This window comes from Amycolatopsis rifamycinica (assembly GCF_000695625.1).
In the GTDB taxonomy this organism is placed as follows: domain Bacteria; phylum Actinomycetota; class Actinomycetes; order Mycobacteriales; family Pseudonocardiaceae; genus Amycolatopsis; species Amycolatopsis rifamycinica.
Window position 1 is genome coordinate 130,310 of record NZ_JMQI01000055.1, and the last position, 21,800, is coordinate 152,109.

Annotated in this window: 20 protein-coding genes; 11 read left to right on the top strand and 9 right to left on the bottom strand. The window is 72.3% G+C overall.

What is annotated here, in order from left to right; all coding sequences use genetic code 11:
* Positions 1–103: 103 nt before the first annotated feature.
* From DV20_RS26215 to DV20_RS26240, 6 genes are all read left to right on the top strand, one after another.
* Positions 104–418 carry a DUF6191 domain-containing protein gene (locus tag DV20_RS26215; protein WP_043784654.1) on the top strand — a complete coding sequence of 105 codons (315 nt, stop codon included), beginning with the start codon at positions 104–106 and terminating at the stop codon, positions 416–418.
* Positions 419–422: 4 nt separating this feature from the next.
* Positions 423–1,496, top strand: a complete 1,074-nt coding sequence (locus DV20_RS26220) for a nitrite/sulfite reductase (protein ID WP_084093670.1) — start codon at positions 423–425, stop codon at positions 1,494–1,496.
* The gene (locus DV20_RS26225; RefSeq protein WP_043784656.1) at positions 1,493–2,116 is read left to right on the top strand and encodes a precorrin-8X methylmutase; all 624 of its coding nucleotides are present in this window, start codon (positions 1,493–1,495) and stop codon (positions 2,114–2,116) included. Before DV20_RS26220 ends, DV20_RS26225 begins: the two co-directional genes overlap by 4 nt.
* Positions 2,113–3,600 (top strand): precorrin-2 C(20)-methyltransferase, encoded by a 1,488-nt coding sequence (locus DV20_RS26230; protein ID WP_043784658.1) that lies wholly within the window; start codon positions 2,113–2,115, stop codon positions 3,598–3,600. Before DV20_RS26225 ends, DV20_RS26230 begins: the two co-directional genes overlap by 4 nt.
* Positions 3,601–4,146: 546 nt before the next feature.
* Entirely contained in the window at positions 4,147–4,602 is a 456-nt protein-coding gene (locus tag DV20_RS26235) for a hypothetical protein (protein WP_043784664.1), read from the top strand.
* A gap of 59 nt (positions 4,603–4,661) precedes the next feature.
* Positions 4,662–5,102: a hypothetical protein gene (locus DV20_RS26240; protein WP_152603759.1), complete on the top strand. Its 441-nt coding sequence runs from the start codon at positions 4,662–4,664 to the stop codon at positions 5,100–5,102.
* 322 nt (positions 5,103–5,424) lie between these two features.
* On the opposite strand, the gene DV20_RS26245 is transcribed toward DV20_RS26240, so the two are convergent.
* The 7 genes from DV20_RS26245 to DV20_RS26275 form a co-directional block, all read right to left on the bottom strand.
* A complete protein-coding gene (locus DV20_RS26245) occupies positions 5,425–6,243 on the bottom strand; it encodes a DUF4097 family beta strand repeat-containing protein (protein WP_043784668.1) in 819 nt (272 codons plus the stop codon).
* A gap of 94 nt (positions 6,244–6,337) precedes the next feature.
* A complete protein-coding gene (locus DV20_RS26250) occupies positions 6,338–9,430 on the bottom strand; it encodes an arabinosyltransferase domain-containing protein (protein ID WP_084093671.1) in 3,093 nt (1,030 codons plus the stop codon).
* Between the two features lie 18 nt (positions 9,431–9,448).
* Positions 9,449–10,108, bottom strand: coding sequence for a 5,6-dimethylbenzimidazole synthase (bluB, locus tag DV20_RS26255; RefSeq protein ID WP_043784669.1), 660 nt, complete (start codon positions 10,106–10,108; stop codon positions 9,449–9,451).
* Positions 10,105–10,824: a cobalt-precorrin-6A reductase gene (locus DV20_RS26260; protein ID WP_043784670.1), complete on the bottom strand. Its 720-nt coding sequence runs from the start codon at positions 10,822–10,824 to the stop codon at positions 10,105–10,107. The genes bluB and DV20_RS26260 overlap by 4 nt, the downstream gene beginning before the upstream one ends.
* Positions 10,821–11,837 (bottom strand): Gfo/Idh/MocA family protein, encoded by a 1,017-nt coding sequence (locus DV20_RS26265; RefSeq protein ID WP_043784672.1) that lies wholly within the window; start codon positions 11,835–11,837, stop codon positions 10,821–10,823. Before DV20_RS26265 ends, DV20_RS26260 begins: the two co-directional genes overlap by 4 nt.
* Positions 11,834–12,595 (bottom strand): precorrin-4 C(11)-methyltransferase, encoded by a 762-nt coding sequence (cobM, locus tag DV20_RS26270; protein WP_043784674.1) that lies wholly within the window; start codon positions 12,593–12,595, stop codon positions 11,834–11,836. Before cobM ends, DV20_RS26265 begins: the two co-directional genes overlap by 4 nt.
* A gap of 217 nt (positions 12,596–12,812) precedes the next feature.
* Positions 12,813–13,988 carry a bifunctional cobalt-precorrin-7 (C(5))-methyltransferase/cobalt-precorrin-6B (C(15))-methyltransferase gene (locus DV20_RS26275; protein ID WP_043784675.1) on the bottom strand — a complete coding sequence of 392 codons (1,176 nt, stop codon included), beginning with the start codon at positions 13,986–13,988 and terminating at the stop codon, positions 12,813–12,815.
* A 67-nt stretch (positions 13,989–14,055) separates the two neighbouring features.
* Here DV20_RS26275 and DV20_RS26280 point away from each other — a divergent pair, with 67 nt between their 5' ends.
* From DV20_RS26280 to cobC, 4 genes are read left to right on the top strand one after another with little or no spacing between them, the layout of a single operon-like run.
* Entirely contained in the window at positions 14,056–16,002 is a 1,947-nt protein-coding gene (locus DV20_RS26280; RefSeq protein ID WP_043784873.1) for a putative cobaltochelatase, read from the top strand.
* The gene (gene cobO, locus DV20_RS26285; RefSeq protein WP_043784678.1) at positions 16,002–16,616 is read left to right on the top strand and encodes a cob(I)yrinic acid a,c-diamide adenosyltransferase; all 615 of its coding nucleotides are present in this window, start codon (positions 16,002–16,004) and stop codon (positions 16,614–16,616) included. Before DV20_RS26280 ends, cobO begins: the two co-directional genes overlap by 1 nt.
* Complete coding sequence (locus tag DV20_RS26290; RefSeq protein WP_043784680.1) at positions 16,610–17,941, top strand: cobyrinate a,c-diamide synthase; 1,332 nt, start codon at positions 16,610–16,612, stop codon at positions 17,939–17,941. Before cobO ends, DV20_RS26290 begins: the two co-directional genes overlap by 7 nt.
* Entirely contained in the window at positions 17,934–18,989 is a 1,056-nt protein-coding gene (cobC, locus tag DV20_RS26295; RefSeq protein ID WP_051736127.1) for an Rv2231c family pyridoxal phosphate-dependent protein CobC, read from the top strand. The genes DV20_RS26290 and cobC overlap by 8 nt, the downstream gene beginning before the upstream one ends.
* Before the next feature lie 217 nt (positions 18,990–19,206).
* On the opposite strand, the gene DV20_RS26305 is transcribed toward cobC, so the two are convergent.
* On the bottom strand, positions 19,207–19,893 hold the full coding sequence (locus DV20_RS26305) for a helix-turn-helix transcriptional regulator (RefSeq protein WP_043784683.1): 687 nt from the start codon (positions 19,891–19,893) through the stop codon (positions 19,207–19,209).
* 218 nt (positions 19,894–20,111) lie between these two features.
* On the opposite strand from DV20_RS26305, the gene DV20_RS26310 reads away from it, so the two are divergent.
* Positions 20,112–21,014 (top strand): IS5 family transposase, encoded by a 903-nt coding sequence (locus tag DV20_RS26310; RefSeq protein ID WP_043784685.1) that lies wholly within the window; start codon positions 20,112–20,114, stop codon positions 21,012–21,014.
* An 8-nt stretch (positions 21,015–21,022) separates the two neighbouring features.
* Here DV20_RS26310 and DV20_RS26315 read toward each other — a convergent pair whose 3' ends face one another.
* Positions 21,023–21,739: an adenosylcobinamide-GDP ribazoletransferase gene (locus tag DV20_RS26315; protein WP_043784880.1), complete on the bottom strand. Its 717-nt coding sequence runs from the start codon at positions 21,737–21,739 to the stop codon at positions 21,023–21,025.
* Positions 21,740–21,800: the final 61 nt, after the last annotated feature.

A 21,800-nucleotide genomic window follows, 5' to 3' on the forward strand; every position in this document is an offset into this window, starting at 1 on the left:
CACCCCCATCTGACTGATGCGATCGAATGTAGCACACCTACTACATTCGATCAGACTTCTACGGTCCCGGGAACTTGACGCACGGTCACCCGGTTCGCCGGGCATGGGAACTTGGCTGGGGCTCGCCCTTCCGGGCGGCGTGGTGGTCCTGCTGGTCATGGCGGCGATCGAACTGCGGCCGCGCAAGAACGGCTCGCGCTTCAAGGCACGCCTGTCCGCGACCTACATCGAGGAGGCCACCGCGTTCCTCTACGGGACCAAGCGGCGTGAGCTGGAACACCGGGAAACCATGTCGATGCTCGTCGAGCAGGACGCCGAAGGCGCGCCACCCTGGCGTGACGTGGACCTGGAGGCCGGAACGGCCCGGATCCGGCCGCGTCCGGACCCGCCGGAGCCGCCGAACCGCCAGCTACAGTGACCCCATGCCGACCCCAGCACGTGTGCGAGCCGACGCGTGCCCCGGTGTTTTCGCACCCCACGACGCCGCGGACGGCCCGTTGGCCCGGGTGCGGCTGCCCGGCGGCACGATTTCCGCAGCGCAGCTGCGCGCGCTGGCCGACGCGGCCGAAGCGTGCGGCGACGGCGACCTCCACCTCACCTCGCGCGGCAACGTCCAGCTGCGCGGCGTCACCCGGCCCGGCCTGGCGGCCCGGCTGACCGACGCCGGCTTGCTGCCTTCGCCGTCGCACGAGCGGGTCCGCAACGTCCTGGCGTCGCCGCTCAGCGGACTGCGCGGCGGGCTCGCCGACGTCCGCGGGCTGGCGGGTGCGCTCGACCTCGTGCTGTGTTCGACGCCGGAACTGGCGTCGCTGCCCGGCCGGTTCCTCTTCGCCTTCGACGACGGCCGCGGGGACGTCGCCGGCGAGGGCCCCGACGTCTGCTGGCGCGCCACCGGCCCGGCCGAGGGCACGCTGCTGCTCGCCGGTGGCGACACCGGACGGCGGGTCGCGCGCGCCGACGCCGTCGCGACGCTGGCCGAGGTCGCGCTGGAGTTCGGCCGGGTGCGCGGATCCGCATGGCGGGTCGCCGAACTCGACGACCCGGCCTGGCGCGGGACGCCGGTGCCGCGAACCTCGCTCGAGGTCCCGGCGGGGCTGGTCGACCGGGACGGCGGCTTCGCGGCCGGTGTCGTCCCGCGCTTCGGGCAGCTGTCCGCGGCACAGGCGCGAGCGCTGGCGGAGTTCGGCCCGGCGCTGGTCACGCCGTGGAAGTCCGTGGTCCTGCCGGACGTGCCCGCCGACGTCTTCGCGCGGCTGGGTTTCGGTGGCGAGGCCTGGGGGACCACCGCGTGCATCGGCCGTCCGGGCTGCGCGAAGTCGCGCGCCGACGTCCGGGCCGACGCGGTGTTCCGGCCCGGCCTGCGCGCGCACTTCTCGGGCTGCGAACGGCGGTGCGGGAAGCCGTCGCAGTCCCATGTGGACGTTGTCGCCGAAGCGGGGGGCTACCGCATCGACGGCCGCTGGGTGCCGCTCGACGAGATGGAAGGGAAGCTGTGATCGACTACCTGCGGGACGGTGCCGAGATCTACCGGCACTCGTTCGCCACGATCCGCGAGGAGGCGGACCTGGCGATCCTGCCCGACGACGTGGCCGGGCTGGCAGTCCGGATGATCCACGCCTGCGGCATGGTCGATCTGGTCGACGACCTGCGCTACACGCTCGACGTCGTCGAGTCCGGCCGCGCCGCCCTCGAAGCCGGCGCGCCGATCCTGTGCGACGCGCAGATGATCGCCAGCGGCGTCACCCGCCGCCGCCTGCCCGCGGCCAACGAAGTGCTCTGCACGCTGTCGGACCCTTCCGTGCCCGGGCTCGCCGAGCGCATGGGGACCACGCGGTCGGCCGCGGCGCTGGAACTGTGGCGCGACAAGCTGCCCGGTTCGGTCGTGGCGATCGGCAACGCGCCGACGGCGTTGTTCCGCCTGCTGGAGATCCTCGACGAAGGCGTCGGCGCGCCCGCGGCGATCATCGGCGTCCCGGTCGGGTTCGTCGGCGCCGTGGAGTCCAAAGTGGAGCTGACGAAGCGGGCCCCGGCACCGTACCTGGTGGTGCACGGGCGCCGCGGCGGCAGCGCGATGGCCGTCGCGGCCGTCAACGCACTCGCGAGCGCCGAAGAATGACCGGCACGCTGTACGGCGTCGGGCTCGGCCCCGGCGACCCGGAACTGATGACGGTCAAGGCCGCGCGCCTGATCTCGGAAGCGTCGGTGATCGCGTACCACTGCGCGCGCCACGGCCGCAGCATCGCGCGGTCGGTCGCCGAGCCGTACCTGCGCGAGGGGCAGATCGAGGAGAAGCTCGTCTACCCGGTGACGACGGAGACGACCGACCACCCGGGCGGGTACGAAGGCGCGATCGCCGACTTCTACGAGCTGAGCGCGAAGCGGCTGGCCGAGCACCTCGACGCGGGCCGCGACGTCGTCTTGCTCTGCGAAGGCGATCCGTTCTTCTACGGCTCGTACATGTACATGCACGAACGGCTTTCCGGCCGCTTCGAGGCGGTGGTCGTGCCGGGCGTGACGTCGGTGAGCGCGGCGTCGTCGGTCATCGGCCGCCCGCTGGTGCAGCGCGACGAGGTGCTGACGGTGCTCCCGGGCACGCTCCCGGCGCCGGAACTGGCCCGTCGCCTCGCGGACACCGACGCGGCGGCGGTGCTCAAGCTGGGCCGGACGTTCACGTCCGTGCGGGAGGCGTTCGCGGAGGCGGGAAAGCTGGACGACGCCGTCTACGTCGAGCGCGCGACCTGGGGGCAGCAGCGCATCGAGCCCCTGGCCTCGGTCGACCCGTCGACGGTGCCGTATTTTTCGTTGGCGTTGCTGCCTTCGCCGGCTTATGCGTCCCGGACTTCGCCTGCGGCTCCTGTCCCTTCGCCTTCTTCGGGTGGCGAAGTCGTCGTCGTGGGTCTCGGTCCGGCCGGTCCGGAGTGGCTGACGCCCGAAGCGGCCGCGGAACTGGACGCTGCGGAGCACATCGTCGGGTACGGGCCGTACGTGGCGCGGGTACCGCAGAAGGCGGGCCAGCAGCGGCACGCGTCGGGCAACCGCGTCGAGGCGGATCGCGCTCGCGAGGCACTGTCCCTGGCCGCTTCCGGCGCCCGCGTCGCCGTGGTCTCCTCGGGCGACCCCGGGGTCTTCGCGATGGCGTCGGCGGTGCTGGAGCAGGTGTCGGCGGGCCACGGCGCGGGTGTGCGCGTCCGGATCGTGCCCGGTGTGACGGCGGCGCAGGCGGCGGCGTCCCGGGTGGGCGCGCCGCTGGGCCACGACTACTGCGTGCTGTCGCTGTCGGACCGCCTCAAGCCGTGGGAGATCATCGAGAAGCGCCTCGACGCGGCGGGCGCGGCGGACCTGGTGCTGGCGCTGTACAACCCGGCTTCGCGGTCCCGGACGTCCCAGCTCGCCGACGCCGTGTCCGTGCTGCTGCGCCACCGCGCCCCGTCGACTCCGGTCGTGGTGGCGCGGGACGTCGGCGGGCCGGAGGAGGACATCCGGATCACGACGCTGGGTGAACTGGATCCGTCCACAGTGGATATGCGCTGCCTGCTGATCGTGGGGTCCAGCCGGACCCGGGTGGACGACGGTGTCGTCTGGACCCCGCGCAGCTACTAGGAGCTGTCCGGTGAGTCATCGCAGCCAGAGCACGATGGCGGCGATGATGAGTTCGGCCTGGTAGTAGACGGCACACTTGGCATAACGGGTGGCCAGGTCGCGGAACTGGTTGAACCGGTTGAAGCTGCTGTCGCCGGTGTTCGGCGATCATCCGCGGGCTCTGATCGGCCACGTGCCCGAGTCGACCGGTTTCAACCCAGGTTGAAACCGGCGCTAAGATGGACATCTACCTGATAATGTGCGTCGCATTAGTCGAGCACATTGGGGGTATTGGTGGTGGGGGCCACCGTTTGGCTTCGGCTTTTGGCGCGTCGTTCAGTACGTGTCGAGTTTTCTGTGGCGGTCGAGCAGCGACGCACTCCTGATCCGATTCAAGAAATTCTTCACCCGGCCGGATCGAGGCGCGGCCAGAGCCGTCTCAGAAAGCGACCCTGGTCGGTTTCCGGGAGTATATCCGCCAGGTGATAACGCATGCGCTGGAACCGAGTTCAGAGCGCCATATTAACCGACGGTCTTTCTCTTGACCGAAATCCCGAGAGGTGCAGCATGTCCTTGCAGGAAAAGCAGAATCGGAAGAAGCAGCGGAACCGGCTGACCCGACGCGGTCTCGCCCTGGCGGGATCGGGGGCCGTTCTGGCCACCCTGATGTCCGCCACGCCCGCCTTCGCCGCGAATGGCGCGGGCTGTACCTCCATCCAGAGCAGTACGGGTTTGCTGTGCGTCGGATGGGACGCCCAGACGACCAAGTACCTCAACACCATCAGGGGGAACTTCGATTCCCCCCTCTGGGGCGTGGGCAACCCGCGCATCGAAGTCCGGGTCTTGGACGCCCAGAACAAGGAGATGTACAAAAAGGAACGCTCGTGGGGCGGCAACCGGCGCAGCGAGTGGGCCGAGTTCGAGGTCACGGTCCTGATGCCCCGCGACGCATCGCGCGTCTGCGCCGTTCTCTTCGAAGGGGGCGGCTACATGGACATGGCCTGCAGCCCGGTCTACACCTGAGCCCGGCACGCATCCGCCCGGAAACTCCGTACACCCTCTCCGGAAGGAAGTACAACAGCATGAAAAACCGCATGGCCGCCGCGATGGCCCTGGCCGCAGGAACCGTCCTGACCGGGATCGTCGCCGGCCCCGCCTCCGCCTCCGCGGCCGCGGACAACGAGCGTTGCCAGTCGGCCGACTATCCCTCGGTTGCCTTTTCCCACACGGTGTGCGTGACCTTCCGGGGGAACGGGAGCGGCATCCCGCCCAACGACGTCATCAGGATGAACGTCCGTTCCTCCGGCGGAACGGGAATTGGCCACTGGGAGCTGTTCGGCCCGCACGGCACCGTCAGCAACAGCCTGGACGGGGAATGGAAGGACCGTACGCACGACTGGGCCGGATACCAGGACAGCTCGTTCGGTGACCGCTGGTGCGCGGTCTTCTGGAAGAACGGCGGCGGCGGCTCCGGTTACTACCGGGCTACCCCGCCGGTATGCGTGACATCGTATTTCCCCTGACCAGCCGCTCCCGGCGGTTCCTTGAAGGCTGCAGAAGGTACCGCCGGGGGCCCTTGGCCGTTCCGTGGCGGCACGGCGGGCGATCTGATCAGCGCGTTCCGGACCTTCGACGGCGAGGTGGATCTTGGTGTCCGGCCCGCCGTGGGACCGGCCGAGTCCTCCCCGTCACAGGCGATGACCCGCCACGGAGCACCACGGCCGACCACCGGCTTGCTGCGGCGGTAACTGCGGCTCGATCACCGCCCACGCCTTGTCCGTCAACTCACCGCGACCAACCATCGCGCACAGTTACCAGACATCTACCGATCGGCCGATGGCCGCCTCAGGCCGCGGGGTGGACGACGATGTCGCCGAGCCGCGTGCGGGCGTGGATCTTGACGGCGGCGCCGGGGGTGTCCGGGAGGGTGTTGCGGACCGCGCCCTTCGTGCTCTCGGCGTCCACCGCGGCGGCGACACCCTCGCCGACGCCGATGTCGATGCCCCCGGCGGCGTTGGTTAGTTCCACCCGGCCGCCGGTGACCCGGCCGATCCGGAGGGGGCAGTTGCCGGCCTTGGCGACGACGTCGCCGTCGGCGCGCTCGACGTCGAAGCGGCCGCTCGCGCTGCCGAACTCGACGTCGGAGCGGGCGTGGCCGATGCGGACCGGCCCGGTCGAGCCCTCGTACCGGAAGACGCCCTCGATCTCGCCGATCCGCAGCCCGGCGGCGCCGCCCTCGACGACGGCGGACCCGGCGACGTGCCCGATTTCGACGTCACCGGCCGCGAGGCCGGCCCGCAGCGCGGCGACGCGGCCGAGCCGGACCCGGCCCGAGGCCAGGTTGAGCTCGCAGTCGCCGAGCGGGCCTTCGGCGTGCACGTCGGTCCACGCCGTGTGCACGACCAGCCCGGAGCCGGCGGGCAGTTCGATCGTGATGGCGACCGAACCGGTCTTGGCGCCCGACTTCGTGGTCTTGACCGACAGGGTGCCGTCGGTGAAGCCGACCTCGGTCCGCTCGGCCACCTTCACGTCCGCCTGGCTCGCGTGGTCGACCGGCTCGACGCGCACCACGGTGTCGGTGCGCTCGCTCGCGGCGACGCGGACGCGGGCGCCCGCGGTGGTCAGCGTGGCGGTGATCGGCTCCGGCGTGACGAAGGTGTTCATGGTGGTTCCCCTTGCTGCGGCCCGTCGCGGTTGATGGGTTCACCATCGCCGCCGCGCCGGACACGCGGCTGACACCGGACTGACACCGGGCGGGCTACCGCGTCGGGTCCTTGCCGTTCGGCTGCCGCGGCCCCGGCCCCGGTGACCACCAGCCCGGCACCGTCTTCTCGCCGTGGACGATCGTCGGCGCGATGCCCTCGGTGAACGGCTCGATCTGCAGCAGCTGGCCCCACGACTGGCTCGGCTGGCCGATCAGGTAGCTCGGCACCTCCGGCTCCTCGGCCAGTTCCTCCAGCCAGCCGATCGGCCCGCCGTTGGTCGAGGACGCCCATTGGGCCTCGTCCGCCAGGCCGCCCGCCGTGATCCGGTAGTCCGGGACCTGCGAGATGCCGTCGTGGGACGTCACCGGCTGCACACACGGGTACACGAACGACGCCGGCCAGTCCACGTACACCGGCTTCGAGCCGATGCGGTCCGTCAGCGTCGTGAACGTCGGGACACGGGGTGCCGAAGCCGCGATCCAGCCGTCTTCGGTCAGGTCGTTGTCGACGATGTTGACGCGGACCGCGTTCGTCTCCGGCGGCAGGTCGCGCAGGTTGATGCGGGTGTCGTTCCAGCCGTTCGTGCCCGAGCCCGGCGGCAGCATGAACTGGCTGCGCAGGATCTTCACGCCGTCCGGGGTGTCGACGCCGTAGTCGAGGCTGACCGACGTCGGCCGCCGGGCCGCGCCCGCGGTCGCCACCACGATCTGGCCGTCCGCCGGCTTCTCCGTCAGGGCGTACCAGTCGCTGCGCAGCCGTCCGGCGCGCGTCTCCGGGTCGAGGAAGCTCGACCACATCGGCACCTTGTCCGGGGTGAACCCGTGCGGCGGCTCGGCCAGCGGGTCCTTGTCGTCGACCGGGCGGGTGTGGAAGCCGGTCTGGACGCGGCCGTTGTCCTGGTCGGGGTTCGGCAGCGGCGACTCGGGTTCCTTGGGCTTCTCCGCGACCGTCCGCTGCTCGGCCTGCGGGCGCAGGATGCTCGTCGCCGCGTCGCGCTCGACCATCACATGGTCGGAGAGGTTGCAGCTCTTGCCGAACAGGTGCCCGACGTTGGCCGCACCCAGGCTGTAGCTGCCGGACTGGTTGTGGATCGCCCACGCCATCGTGACGAACTCGCCCGCCGCGACCAGGCCGCAGACCACCACCAACGACAGCGAGCCGAGCCGCAGGGCGCGCAGCCGGCCTTCCTGGGGCTGGTCCGGCAGGCCCGGCCGGTGCGCGCGGACGTTCTCGACGAACGCGTATATCCCGGCGATCGCGGCCGCGACCAGCAGGATCGTCGACAGCGGGATGCCGCCGACCGACGGCGCCACGTTCGTCCACTGGACGCCGAGGCGCGAGACGAACCAGTAGGTGTTCGGCCCGGTCGCGGCGAGCGCGCCGACCACCAGCAGGGCGGCGAGGAAGGCCGCGCGGTTGCGCTGGGACCGCAGCACCGTCGAGCTGGTGGCGAGCGCGGCCAGCGCCGCCATCGACGCGCCGACCGCGGCGAACGCGCCGAAGTGGTGCGTCCACTTCGTCGGCGTCAGGGCCAGGAGCAGGAAGAACACCGCCGTCGTGCCGATCAGGCGGCGGGCGGGGCCCAGCGACGCGCCGGGGATGCGGCCGCGGCGCAGCAGCATCACCAGGCAGGTGGCCGTGCAGAGCACGACGAGCAGCACCGGGAACCGGCGCGGCGCCGAGCCGTCCGGCAGGTCCGCGAACAGCAGCTGGTAGCGCGCGAGCTCCTGGAACCACGACAGGTTCGGGCCGACCTGGGTGCGGATCCGGGTCGCTTCCTGGACGGTCGCGAACGTCTGGTCGGCGAACACGACGACCAGCACCAGCAGCCCCGCGGCGGCGATCGGCGCGAGCACCGGGATCCAGCCGTTTTCGTTCGCGCGCTGGCGGATCAGCTTGAACAGCGGGCGCGCGGCGACCAGGAACGGCGCCACCGCGATCAGCCCGGTCGGCGTCGCGGCCAGGGTGAACCCGGCCGCGGTGAGGCCGAGGCACAGGGGCAGCAGCCGTCGCGTCACCAGCGCGCGCTCCACCGCGCAGATCGCCAGCAGCGAGCCGAGCGCGGCGACCGGTTCCGGGCGGACGCCGTTGTTGTAGGGCATCCACCAGATCAGGAACACCGTCGCGGCGGCCCAGCTGGCCGGGCGGCTGGTGCGGATCTGGGTGCCCAGCCGCGGCATCACCTCGCGGCTGATCAGCAGCCAGCTGAGCACGCCGAGCAGGAACGACGGCAGCCGGATCCACGGCGGCACCGTGCTGACGTGCGTCATCAGCTCGAAGACGTGGTAGAACCAGCCGAACGGCGCCTCGGCGACGCCGAACCAGCGGTGGTAGTTCGTCAGGTAGCCGGTCGCCTCGGTGACCCGGGCCATCGTGAGGATGTAGCCGTCGTCCGAGGTCACCGGCCCGATGAAGACCCACGCGCCGAGCGCGGCGATCACTGTGACGTCCCGCGCCGTCAGCCGCCACCAGCCGACCGGCGCCCAGCGCGGCGCGCGTCTCGCGAACCCGGAGTCGCGGCGCCAGACCGCGATCAGGCAGCCGATCAGCGACAGCACGGCGAGCACGCCGACGACGATCTTCAGCGCGGTCGGCGACGTCTGGTACCGCGTGTCCGGCACGATCGAGACGTGCAGGCCGGCGATGGGGTCCTTGCTCGAGTTGATCGAGGAGTAGATGCCGACGACGCGGGGGCGGACGTCCCCGCTCGCGTGGAAGATCGGCGTCCCGGCGACGGCGAGGTTCATCTGCGTCGCGTCGACGGCCAGCTCGACGTCGCACTTTTCGGCCGGCAGCGGCTGCTGGGCGATCTGCTGGCCCTGGCTGGAGGCGAGCAGCACGCCGTTGTCGATGCGCAGCTGCAGGCCGACGCCGTTGCCGGCCTTCGGGTCGGTCCGGCCGTCCGGCACGGTGGCGAAGAGCAGGCCGGGGCCGTTCGTGCGGGCGTCGACCGAGCGGATGGCCGCGCACGGCAGGTCGGCGCGCAGGTCCTGGGCCCAGTACCCGGTCAAGGGCGCGTTGACGGAGCGGGTGTCGCTGCCGGTCGGCCAGACGACCTCCGCCGTGTCCTGCACCACCGGCAGGAAGGGGAAAGCCAGCGCGCACAAGGCCGAGAGCAACCCCAGCGCTACGGCAATCAGACGCATCGGCGCAACGCTAACGGGTCAGACGTCGGCGGCTGACGCAGCCCCCGGGTCACGCGGGGTGAACCGCCCGTGGTGTATCGCCGCGGACAGGGGACGGCGGCTGCGCCAACCGTGGCGTTCCAGGTCGGGCACGGTCTCCAGCCGGGTCACCGGGCCGGCGCAGAGCCACGCGACCGGCCGGACGCCGTCCGGGATGCCGAGCAGCTCGCTGAGGAAGGGCTCGCGGTAGAAGCTGACCCAGCCCACGCCGAGCCCTTCCGCGGTCGCGGCCAGCCAGAGGTTCTGGATCGCGAGGCACACCGAGTAGAGGCCGGCGTCGGCGATGGCGTGCCGGCCGAGCACGTCGGGCGCCCCGCGCGCCGGGTCGTAGGTCACGACGATGCCGAGGCTCGCCTCGAGGATCCCCTCGATCTTGATGTTCGCGAAGGTGCTCGCGCGGTCTTCGCCGAGCCGCCCGGCGAAGACCTCACGCTCCTCGTGGACGTGCTTCGCGAACTTCTCGCGCGTCGCGTGGTCGTCGACCAGCACGAAGTCCCACGGCTGGGTGAGCCCGACGCTCGGGGCGGCGTGCGCGGCCTCGAGGATCCGGGTCAGCGTGGCTTCGGGGATCGGCTCGCCGGTGAACTCGCCGCGGACGTCCCGCCGCTTCCGCAGGACTTCATAGAACTCTTCGATCATCGGTGCAGGACCCATTCGACGGCTTCGGGGACGGTTTCCGCGGTCTCCGTGTCGGGCCGGGACGGCCGCCGGACCACCAGGACGGGCTTGCCGAGCTCCCGGGCCGCGGTCAGCTTCGCGCTGGTCTGCGCCCCGCCGGAGTCCTTGGTGACCAGGACGTCGACCCGGCCGAGCAGCGCACGCTCGGCGGCCACCTCGTACGGCCCGCGCGCGAGGAGCAGCTCGTGGTGCCGCGGCAGCGGCGGCCCGGGCGGGTCGACACAGCGGATGAGGAACCACAGGTCATCGAGGTGCGCGAAGGCCGGCAGGCCCTGGCGGCCGCTGGTGAGGAACACGCGCCGGCCCAGCCCGGGGAGCTGCCGGGCGGCGTCGGCGAGGTCGTCCGCCCAGTGCCAGACGTCCCGCGGGCCGGGCCGCCAGCCGGGCCGGGCGAGCCGGAGTAGAGGGGTCTTCGTCGTCTCGGCCGCCTTCGCCGCGTTCGCGCCGATGCGCTCGGCGAAGGGGTGCGTGGCGTCCACGATCGCTTCGATCCGGTTTTCGCGCAGGTACTGGGCGAGACCGTCCGGGCCGCCGAAGCCGCCTACGCGTACTTCGCCGACGGGGAGCCTCGGCCGCGCGACGCGTCCCGCCAGCGAAGAGACAACGCGGACGTCGCGCGTGGTGAGCTCTTCGGCGAGCTGCCGGGCTTCGCCGGTCCCGCCGAGGATGAGGATCACGAGGAACGCCCGTAGCCGACGGCCTCGCGCCAGCGATCGAGCGTACGCAGGTTGGCGAGGGTTTCCGCCCAGGTCAGCTCGGGCGCCTGCCGGTCTTCGACGTGCGTGGCGACGTGGTCCGCTTCGCGCGCGAAGACGCTCTGCGTGGCTTCGACCTCGATGATCTCCGGCGCACCGCCGGCCGGGGTCAGGATGATCCGCGAGACGCCGGGGCCGCGCAGCGGGTGGATCCACGCGGGCTGCGGGATGTGGATCTGCCCGCGCGAGCCGAAGACGCGGATGCCGTCCTCGCGGGTGAGCCGGATGCCGCACGAGATCGTCGCCAGGATGTCCCCTGGCAGGCGCAGCAGGCCGGTGGCCCACTCGTCGACGCCGGTGGCGGACAGGTGCGCCATCCCGCTGACCTCGGACGGCTCGACGACGTCTTGGCCGGTCGCGGCCTGCGCGACCAGCCGCGCCAGCGACGTGCAGTAGCAGCCGACGTCGAGGATCCCGCCGCCGCCGAGCGCGGGGTCGCTCAGCCGGGCGGTCTCTTCGGGGTTGCTGTCGAAGGAGAAGGTCGTGTCCACCGCGCGGACCTCGCCGATGGCGCCCGAGGAGATCAGCTCGGCCAGCCGCCGCGTCTGCGGGTGCAGCCGGTACATGAACGCCTCCATGAGGAAGACGTCGTGCGCCCGCGCGGCGGCGATCACCTCCTCCGCATCGGCCGCGGTGATCGTCAACGGCTTCTCGCACAGAACGTGCTTCCCGGCTTCGGCGGCGGCGATCGCCCATTCCTTGTGCATCGCGTGCGGCGTCGAGACGTACACGGCGTCGACGTCCGGGTCGGCGAGAAGCTCTTCGTAGCTGCCGTAGGCCTTCGGGATGTCGAACCGCGTGGCGAAGTCCCGCGCCCGCTCGGCGTCCCGCGCCGCGACGGCGCCGAGGACGCCGTGTCTGCTCTCGTCGACGCCCGCGGCGAAGTGGGCGGCAATGGTTCCGGCGGCCAGCAGGCCCCAGCGCAGTTCCGTCACAACGACTCCGGTTGGTTCGCCCGGTCCCGGGCACTCGAGTAGAGGAAGCTGTCGGGAAAGTTCGTGGCGGCGAGCACCCGCCCGACGAAGATGGTGGCAGCGCGCGTCATCCCGGCGTCCCGGACCAGCGCGGGCAGCTCGCCGAGCACCCCGCGCACAACGGTCTCCCCGGCCTGACTGGCCAGCGCGACGACGGCGACGGGACAGTCTTCGCCGTAGTGCGGCCGCAGTTCTTCGGCCACCCGCTCGACGTGGTTGACGGCGAGGTGCAGCGCGAGCGTGGCCCCGGTCGCGGCAAAGGCGGCCAGGGTCTCCCCGGGCGGCATCTTGGTGGAGCGCGCCTGAACCCGGGTGATGACGAGGCTCTGCCCGATTTCGGGCACGGTGAGCTCCCGCTTCAACACGGCGGCCGAAGCGGCGAAGGCGGGCACACCGGGCACGACCTCATAGGGAACCCCGGCCGCGTCGAGCCGCCGGACCTGCTCGGCAACGGCGCTGTAGAGCGACGGATCCCCCGAGCACAACCGCGCGACCTCGTGCCCGGCACCGTGCGCCTCGACGAGCTTCGCGACGATCTGTTCGAGGCTGAGGTTCGCGGTATCGACGAGCTCGGCCCCGGCCGGGCAGTAGGCGAGCAGATCGGGCGGGGTCATGCTGCCGGGGTAGAGGCAGACACCACAGCGGCCCAGCAGGTCCCGGCCCCGCACGGTGATGAGGTCGGCGGCCCCGGGCCCGGCGCCGATGAAGTGCACGGTCATCGGCTGCTCCCGTGGGTGAGGTCCGTGGGGCCGGCGGGCCCGGCACCGCGCGCGGCCGCCCGCCGCCGGGTGCGGCGGCCGAGGGCCGGGTGCCGGTCCGCTGGGAGTCTCGCGGGCATGGCCGATCGGCCGGTAGCCGGGTGCCCGGCCGGATGCCGGTCGGCGGGTGGCCAGGTGAGCCCGGCCGCGCAACTCGTGGCCGTCGGTCGAGCCCCCATCACCGGCTGCTCCACTGCGTCACGACCCGCGCCGGGGTCCAGCCCGTGAAGCCGCCCAGCGGGGCCGCCCGCTCCACACCGATCCGCAGCAGCTCCCCTCCATGCTCCTCATACGCCCGGGCCAGGACCTGCTCGGCCTCCAGCGTCACCGCGTGCGCCACCACGCGAGCTCCGGTGGCCACGCACGCGTCCAGTACGCCCGGCGCCGTCACGCCGCCTCCGATGAAGACCGCGTCCGGTGCGGGCAGCGCGCTCAGCGCTTCCGGTGCTTCCCCCGCCACCACCTCCAGTTCCGGTACTCCCAGGTCCAATGCGTTCCGGCCGATCCGTTCGGCCCGCTCGGCCGAGCGTTCGATCGCGACCGCGCGGTTGAGCCCGTGCAGCCGTGACCACTCGATGCCGACGCTGCCCGCGCCCGCGCCGACGTCCCACAACAGCTCGCCGGGACTCGGCGCGAGGCGGGCCAGCGCCGACACTCGCAGGTCGCGCTTGGTCAGCTGCCCGTCGTGGGCGTACACGTCGTCCGGGATGCCGATCAGCGGCAACGCCGGACCCGCGCACTCCAGCGCGAACACCGTCAGCGGTCCGGGATCACCGGCCCAGCCGTCGGAGACGCGCTCGTCGGGCCCGCCCAGGTTTTCCAACGCGATCAACTCGCTCTCGCCGTAACCCCGCACGGTGAGCAGGGAGCGCAAAGCGGGCCCGTCGGCACCCAGGACGAGCACTCGCCGGCGCGGCGCCAGCACCCGGGCGACGCGGGCCGACGACCGGCCGACGATGGTGACCACCTCGGTCTCCTCGGCGGACCAGCCCAGCCGTGCCCGGGCCAGTGTCACCGACGAGAGCGCGGGCAGCGCCTCGACCTCGTATCCATGGGCCACCAGAGTAGAGCCCACCCCCGACAAAAACGGATCGCCGCTGGCCAGGACGCAGATCCGGGCGCCTTCGTGCTCGGCGATCACCGCGTCGAGGCCCGGCAGCAGCGGCGTCGGCCACGCCTGCGCCGGGACGTCCGCGGGCAGGTAGCCCAGCTGCCGGGGCGCCCCCAGCACGACGTCGGCGGCGAGCACGGCGGCCCGCGCCTGTTCCGACAGCCCCGGCCAGCCGTCGGCTCCGATCCCGACCACGGTCAGGCGGTTCGCGGAGCCCGCGGACCGACGTGATGTTTCGCGCACGATTTCCCACCCTAAGCGAGGCGGGCGCTGTGCGATGATCGGCCGGTCGCCGACCTCAGGAGCGCTGTTGAAGCCGTACCCGTTCACCGCCGTCGTCGGGCTGCCGGACCTGCGCCTGGCGCTGGTCCTGTCCTCGATCTCGCCCGCCGTCGGCGGGGTGCTGGTGCGCGGCGAAAAGGGCACCGCGAAGTCGACCATGGTCCGCGCGCTCGCCGGCCTCCTGCCCGGCGTCGACGTCGTCGACGGCTGCCGGTTCTCCTGCGATCCCGCCGCGCCCGATCCGCTCTGCCCGGACGGTCCGCACGACGGCGCGAAGAGCCACCGGCGCCCCGCGAAGCTGGTCGAACTCCCCGTCGGCGCGGCCGAAGACCGGGTCATCGGCTCCCTGCACCTGGAACGCGCGCTCGCCGAAGGTGTCACGGACTTCCAGCCCGGCCTGCTCGCCGCCGCCCACCGCGGGCTGCTCTACGTCGACGAGGTCAACCTGCTGCACGACCACCTCGTCGACACGCTCCTGGACGCCGCCGCGATGGGCCGCGCGACCGTGGAACGCGAGGGTGTTTCGGTCTCGCACGCGGCGCGGTTCGTCCTGATCGGCACCATGAACCCCGAAGAGGGCGAGCTGCGGCCGCAGCTGCTGGACCGGTTCGGGCTGACCGTCGAGGTCGCCTCCAGCCGCGATCCGGAGCAGCGCGTCGAGGTCGTCCGCCGTCGGTTGGCCTATGAAGCCGATCCCGACGCCTTCGCCGCGCGGTACGCGGACGAAGACGCCCAGCTCGCCGCGGACATCGAAGCGGCGCAACGGCTTCTGCCCGCCGTCAAACTCCCCGACGACGCCCTGCGCCAGATCGCGGAGGTCTGCGCGTCCTTCGAGGTGGACGGCATGCGCGCGGACATCGTCACCGCACGCACCGCGGTCGCGCACGCGGCCTGGGCCGGCCGCGACGAGGTGACCACCGAAGACGTCCGCGTCGCCGCCCGGCTCGCGCTGCCGCACCGGCGCCGGCGCAACCCGTTCGACGCCCCGGGTATCTCGGAAGAGCAGCTGGAACAGGCCCTCCAGGACGCCCAGCCGGACCCGGGTCCCGAGGACGACGGCCCCGGATCGGGCTCGACGCCGCAGGAAGCGCCCGAGCCGCAGGGGAGTGAGAACGCGCCGCAGGGCCAGCCGCAGCAGAACGCCGGTGGCCAGCAGAAAACCGTCGGTGCCGGCGAAACCTTCAAGGCGCGCGTGTTCCGCGTCAAGGGCATGGGTGAAGGCGAGCGCGGACGCCGTTCGCGCGCGATCACCGACAGCGGACGGACCATCGGTGTCCAGCCCGCCAGCGTCCGCGAAGGCCGTCCGCACCTCGTCGCGACGGTGAAAGCCGCGGCCCCGCACCAGAAAGCCCGTGGCCGTGACGGCGCCGCGCTGAAACTGCGCCCGGAGGACCTGCGGTTCGCGCGGCGCGAAGGCCGCGAAGGCAACCTCGTGCTGTTCTGCGTCGACGCGTCCGGCTCGATGGGCGCGAAGGCGCGGATGCGCGAGGTCAAATCCGCGGTCCTGTCGCTGCTCCTCGACGCCTACCAGCGCCGCGACAAGGTCGGGCTCGTCACGTTCCGCGGCGACGCGGCCGAACTCGCGCTGCCGCCGACGATCAGCGTCGACGCGGCCGCGTCCCGCCTCGAAGGCCTGCCGACCGGCGGCCGGACGCCGCTGGCCGAAGGACTCCTGGAGGCCGCGCGCGTGCTGCGGGTGGAGCAGATCCGCGACCCCCGGCGCCGCCCGCTGCTGGTCGTCGTCACCGACGGGCGCGCCACCAGCGGCCCGGACGCCGTCGGCCGCGCCCAGGCCGCGGCCGGGCTCCTGGCCGGTGTCACGACCATCGTCATGGACTGCGAAAGCGGCAGGATGCGGCTCGGATTGGCCGCCGACCTCGCCGCCCACCTCGGCGCGGACCACGTCCCCCTCGCCGACGTCGCCGCCGAATCGCTGGCGGCCGCCGTCCGCGCCCGGACCGGAAAGGCCGCCTGATGCCGCAGGGCAAACCGGAAGCCGTCCCGAACGACGGCCTGACCACGCGCCAGCGCCGCAACCGGCCGCTGCTCGCCGTGCACACCGGTGAGATGAAGGGCAAGTCGACGGCCGCGTTCGGGATGGCCCTGCGCGCCTGGAACCAGGGCTGGTCGATCGGCGTGTTCCAGTTCGTCAAGTCGGCGAAGTGGCGCGTCGGCGAGGAAGCCGCGTTCCGCGCGCTGGGGAAGCTGCACGAGGACACCGGCCAGGGCGGGCCGGTCGAGTGGCACAAGATGGGCGAAGGCTGGAGCTGGGCGCGCAAGTCCGGGACCGAAGAGGACCACGCGGAGAACGCACGCGAAGGCTGGGCGGAGATCAAGCGACGGCTCGCCGCCGAGACGCACGACTTCTACGTCCTCGACGAATTCTCCTACCTGCTCAAGTGGGGCTGGCTCGAAGTGGACGACGTCGTGTCCACTTTGGTCTCGCGGCCCGGGCACCAGCACGTCGTCATCACCGGCCGGTACGCGCCGCCGGAGCTCGTCGAGGCCGCCGACCTGGTCGCCGAGATGACCAAGGTCAAGCACCCGATGGACGCCGGCCAGAAGGGCCAGCGGGGGATCGAGTGGTAGCGCGCGTGGTCGTCGCCGCGCCCGGTTCCGGGCACGGCAAGACCACGATCGCCGCCGGGCTGATGGCGGCGCTGCGCGCGGCCGGGCACCGGGTGTCCGGGCACAAGGTCGGGCCTGACTTCATCGATCCGAGCTACCACGCGCTCGCCACCGGCCGTCCCGCGCGCAACCTCGACCCGTTCCTGCAGGGCGAAGACCGGCTGGTCCCGTTGCTGCGGCACGGTTCCGCGGGCGCCGGCATCGCCGTGATCGAGGGGGTGATGGGCCTCTTCGACGGGGCGCTGGGCACCGAAGGCTACGCGTCGACAGCGCACGTCGCCCGGGTGCTCGACGCGCCCGTCGTCCTGGTCGTCGACGCCTCGGCCGCCTCCCGCAGCGTCGCCGCGACCGTGCTCGGCTTCGCCCACTACGACAACCGCGTGCGGCTCGCCGGGGTCATCCTCAACAAGCTCGGCTCGCAGCGGCACCGCGACGAGATCGCGTCCGCACTCGAAGCGACCGGCGTTCCGCTGCTGGGAGCGTTGTACCGCAACGAAGAGATCCACGCGCCGAGCCGGCACCTCGGGCTCGTCCCCGCGGCGGAACGGGCCGCGGAGGCCCAGGACGTGCTGCCCGCGCTCGCCGCGTGGGTGCGGGACGGCGTCGACCTCGAGGCGATCGTCCGGATCGCCTCCGGCGCGCCGCGGCTTTCGGCGCCACCGTGGGAACCGGCCGGGATGGACGGCCCGCCGGTGACGATCGCGGCCGCCGGCGGCCCGGCGTTCACGTTCCGGTACACCGAGAACATCGAGCTGCTCGCCGCCTGCGGCGTCGAGGTCGTGGACGTCGACCCGTTGCGGGACGAGGCACTGCCCGAGGGGTGTGCCGGCCTCTACTTCGGCGGCGGGTTCCCCGAGGTGCACGCGGCGGAACTGTCGGCGAACACGGCGTTGCGCGCTGAAGTGGCTTCGGCCGTCCAAGGGGGCATGCCGGTGAGCGCGGAGTGCGCGGGGCTGCTGTACCTGTGCCAGTCGCTGGACGGCGTGCCCATGGTCGGCGCGGTGCCCGCGGACGCCAAGATGACCGCTCGCGGCAAGCTCGGCTACCGGCGCGCGGTCGCCGTCGAGGACAACCTGCTGGCGACGGCAGGCCAGCGCGTCACCGGGCACGAGTTCCACCGCACCGAGGTGACGCCGTCACACGGCGCCTCGGCGGCCTGGGGCTGGGACAGGCAGCTGGACGGCTTCGCGTCGCCGACGCTGCACGCGTCCTACCTGCACGTCCACTGGGCCGGATATCCCGAGCTGGCCCGGCGGTTCGCGGCGCGGGTCCGAGCCCGTGGTTGAGCCTGATCCCGCCTTCGCGGGAGGGAGCACGTCGGAGGGCTACGACCTGCACCACCACGGCGACCGGGAGGTCGGGCCGGGCCTGGTTGATCTCGCGGTGAACGTCCGGTTGCCCCGGCCGCCCGCGTGGCTGCGGCAGGAACTGGTGTCCGCTTTGGACTCGCTGGCCGCCTACCCGGCTACGGCGGACGCGGTGCGCGCGGTGGCCGCACGGCACGGGCGTGCTGACGACGAAGTGCTGGTCACGGCGGGTGCCGCGGAGGCTTTCACGCTGCTGGCTTCGGCTCTCCGGCCTCGTCACGCGGTGGTCGTGCACCCACAGTTCACCGAGCCGGAGGCGGCGCTGCGTGCCGCGGGGCACGCGGTCTCGCGGGTGGTTTTGTCCGAATCGGACGGCTTCGTGCTCGACCCGGCGCTGGTCCCGGCCGAGGCGGACCTGGTTTTCGTGGGCAACCCGACCAATCCGACGTCGGTGCTGCACCCGGCGTCTTCGTTGCTGTCCTTGGCGCGTCCCGGCCGGCTGCTCGTGGTGGACGAGGCGTTCCTGGACGCCGTTCCCGGCGAAGTCGAGAGCCTGGCCGCCGGTCATCCGGGTGTGGTCGTGCTGCGCAGCCTGACCAAGACGTGGGGGCTGGCCGGGCTGCGCGCGGGGTACGTGCTCGCTTCGGCGGACGTCGTCGAGCGGCTGCGGGCGGTTCAGGTGCCCTGGTCGGTGTCTACTTTGGCCGGGGTGGCGACGGTGGCCTGCTGCCGTCCGGCCGCCCTGGAGGAAGCGGAAAAGCTGGCGGTGGCCGCGGAAGCCGACCGGGAGTACCTGGTGTCGGGGCTGGCCGCGCAGGGGGTCGACGTGCTGGGCGATCCGCGTGGCCCCTTCGTGTTGGTGCGCGTTCCCGATGGTGCTTCCTTACGCGCGCGGCTGCGCGAAGCGGGCTACGCCGTGCGGCGCGGCGACACGTTCCCCGGTCTCGGGCCGGACCACTTGCGGCTGGCGGTGCGCGACCGCGCCACGACCGACGCGTTCCTGGCGACTTTGCGCGAACTTTCGTAAACACCGACAGGGGGTTGTCGCCACCGGCGTCGAGACTGGCTGCAGACCGGGAAACGCCCGGTGTGCAGCGAAAGGAACGACATGCCCGGATTCAACGACGCCATCTGCCGCCAGGTCGAGAAGGCCGGCGGGCGGGTGCGGCGGCCACCGAGCGCGGATCCGGTCGGCGTGACGTTCGCGCACCTGCTCGACTCAGCGGGCAACCACTTCTCCGTGTTCACCCCGCCACATCGAGCTGCTTGGCGTCGCCGTACGGGATGTCGAGGTCCTCGGGCCGCAGCCGGCGAAGCGGCGGCACTTCGGTGGTCGCGGCGAAGGAGACGATCCGGTCGGTGCGGAACGCCCGGATCTCCTTGCGCAGCCGGCACCAGGCCACCAGGTACCAGTGGGCGGGCTTGCCGACGTAGCCGAGCGGCTCGATCTCCCGCCGGGTGACGGTGCCTTGGCGATCGGCGTACCGGATGCGCAGGACGCGGCGGATGCCGAGCACCGGCGGCATCGGCGGGATGGGCCCCTCGCCGAGCAGGTGGACACAGGCGGCGAGGTTCCGCGCCGCGTCCGCGTCCTCCCGCCGCATGGCGGCGACCAGCTTGCGCAGCGCCGAGCGCCCTTCCGCGCGGAACGGGGTGCCGTCCAGGTGTCTCAACGCGAGCGCCATGGCGACGGCCTCGGCGGGCGTCAGGTTGACCGGCGGCATCGTGTGCGCCTTGTCGAGGCAGTAGCCGCCGGTACGGCCGGGCTCGGCGTAGATCGGCGTGCCGGACTGCTGCAGGGCGCTGATGTCCCGTTCGACGGTGCGGACGCTGACCTCGAACCGGTCCGCGAGCCAGCGCGCACTGCGGGGCCGCGGCGCGACGGCGCGCAGCTCTTCGACGAGGGCGTAGAGGCGATCGGTTCGATTCACACGGATCAAGGTAAAGGAGGGGGTACGACAGTTTCGGTTACTTGCGGGGGCGCTCGAAGTCGGTCGCGCCGCGCAGCCCTGGGCCTAGAGCCTGTTTCGATGCGCTGACCAGCGGTGGTTCTGGCCGGCATGGCCGGTGCGGCGTGTCTTGGATCAAATAGACGAGGTCTCCGGTAGATCGATCAACGACCAAGCTGATCGAGAACACCGGAGACCTCGTGCCCAGCCTAGCGGCGACGGGGCGAGCCGATCTGACCGACGCGCAGTGGGCGATCCTGGAACCGCTGCTGCCCGTCGGCAAGAAGCCCGGCCGCCCACCACTGTGGACAAAGCGCCAGCTCCTGGACGGCATGCGCTGGCGGGTCCGCGTCGGCTCGCCCTGGCGCGACGTCCCACCCGCCTACGGTTGCTGGCAAACCGTCTATGGCCTGTTCCGGCGCTGGCAGCGCGCCGGGGTGTGGGCGCTGATCCTGGCGGCGTTGCAGACCCGGGCCGACGCTGCCGGACTGATCACCTGGGACGTCAGCGTCGATTCGACGATCAACCGGGCCCACCAGCATGCCGCAGGCGCTCGCATCGAGGGTGACCTGCAGAAAGAACCGCCCGGTGGTGTCGGCGAGCCCGAACCGGCCGACAACGCGCTGGGCCGGTCGCGGGGCGGCTGGACGACCAAGCTGCACCTGGCCACCGAGCAAGACCAGAAGCCATTGTCGCTGCTGGTGACCGCGGGGCAGCGAGGTGACTCGCCGCAGTTCAAGGCTGTCTTGGCCGGGATCAAGGTCGCCCGCGCCGGCGGCGGACGGGCCAGGACCCGGCCGGATCGGGTCCTGGCGGACAAGGCCTACAGTTCCCGCGCCAACCGGGCCTACCTGCGGCGGCGCGGGATCGCGTGCACGATTCCCCAGCCCGCTGATCAGGTCCGGCATCGCCGCAACCGCGGCCGTGCCGGTGGCCGGCCTCCCGCGTTCGACCCGCAGATCTACAAGCAACGGCACGCGGTCGAGTGCGGCATCAACCGGCTCAAACGCAACCGCGGCGTCGCCACACGGTTCGACAAACTCGCCGTCCGCTACGAAGCAACGATCCACGTCGCCGCGATCAACGAGTGGCTACGCCATTGAAACAGGCCCTAGGTCGCCAAGGCGACCAGAGCGGCCGCGACGGCGGCTTCGACACCGGCACCGAGGACGTCACCGGTGATCCCGCCGAGCCGTTTGGTGCACCGCCACAGAAGCGCCCCGGCGACGGCGTACGCGAGAGCGACCGCCAACGGCCCCCGCCACCACAGCAACCCGGGCAGCAGCACGGCAAGCCCGGCGGCGGCCACCCCAACGGCGATGGCGGCGACGCGCGACACCGACCCGGCGACGGTGGCACCGAGCCCTTCCGTCCGAGCCGTCGGAACACCGCGGGCACAAGCCATGGACAGCGTGCACCGCCCGGCCAGCACGCCGGCGGCGGCCGTGAAGGGGTTGGCGGCGGTCAGCGCACCGACCTGAACGAGGAGGACGAGAACGAGAGTGGCAACACCGGTAGGCCCGGAGTCCCCGCGCCGCATGACGTCGAGCGCCCTGGCCCGGTCGTAGGAGGCGCCGAGGCCGTCCGCGGTATCGGCGAGCCCATCGAGGTGAAACCCCCGGCTGCCGAGCGCGACAGCCCCGAGGGCCAGCGCCGCGGTGGCGAGCGAGGGCAGGCCAAGGGCGGAACCGGCCCAGACAATGCCGCCGGCAGCAGCGGCCAGCGGAAGAGCGGCAAGCGGAGCCAGCACCATGGCCCGCCCGGCAACCCCCCGATCGATCACCCGCGGCGCCGGAACGGGCACGGTGGTCAGCGTCCCGACGGCCATCCGAACGGCATCGCCCCACCGGCTCACGTCGGGCTGTCCACAGCCGGGCGGCCAACGACGA

Excerpts from the sequence above, each read along its gene's own strand:
- DV20_RS26215 (WP_043784654.1), top strand. The coding sequence starts at position 104 with ATGGGAACTTGGCTGGGGCTCGCCCTTCCGGGCGGCGTGGTGGTCCTG.
- DV20_RS26220 (WP_084093670.1), top strand. The coding sequence starts at position 423 with ATGCCGACCCCAGCACGTGTGCGAGCCGACGCGTGCCCCGGTGTTTTC.
- DV20_RS26230 (WP_043784658.1), top strand. The coding sequence starts at position 2,113 with ATGACCGGCACGCTGTACGGCGTCGGGCTCGGCCCCGGCGACCCGGAA.
- DV20_RS26235 (WP_043784664.1), top strand. The coding sequence starts at position 4,147 with ATGTCCTTGCAGGAAAAGCAGAATCGGAAGAAGCAGCGGAACCGGCTG.
- DV20_RS26240 (WP_152603759.1), top strand. The coding sequence starts at position 4,662 with ATGAAAAACCGCATGGCCGCCGCGATGGCCCTGGCCGCAGGAACCGTC.
- DV20_RS26245 (WP_043784668.1), bottom strand. The coding sequence starts at position 6,243 with ATGAACACCTTCGTCACGCCGGAGCCGATCACCGCCACGCTGACCACC.
- DV20_RS26250 (WP_084093671.1), bottom strand. The coding sequence starts at position 9,430 with ATGCGTCTGATTGCCGTAGCGCTGGGGTTGCTCTCGGCCTTGTGCGCG.
- bluB (WP_043784669.1), bottom strand. The coding sequence starts at position 10,108 with ATGATCGAAGAGTTCTATGAAGTCCTGCGGAAGCGGCGGGACGTCCGC.
- cobM (WP_043784674.1), bottom strand. The coding sequence starts at position 12,595 with ATGACCGTGCACTTCATCGGCGCCGGGCCCGGGGCCGCCGACCTCATC.
- cobO (WP_043784678.1), top strand. The coding sequence starts at position 16,002 with ATGCCGCAGGGCAAACCGGAAGCCGTCCCGAACGACGGCCTGACCACG.
- DV20_RS26315 (WP_043784880.1), bottom strand. The coding sequence starts at position 21,739 with ATGGCCGTCGGGACGCTGACCACCGTGCCCGTTCCGGCGCCGCGGGTG.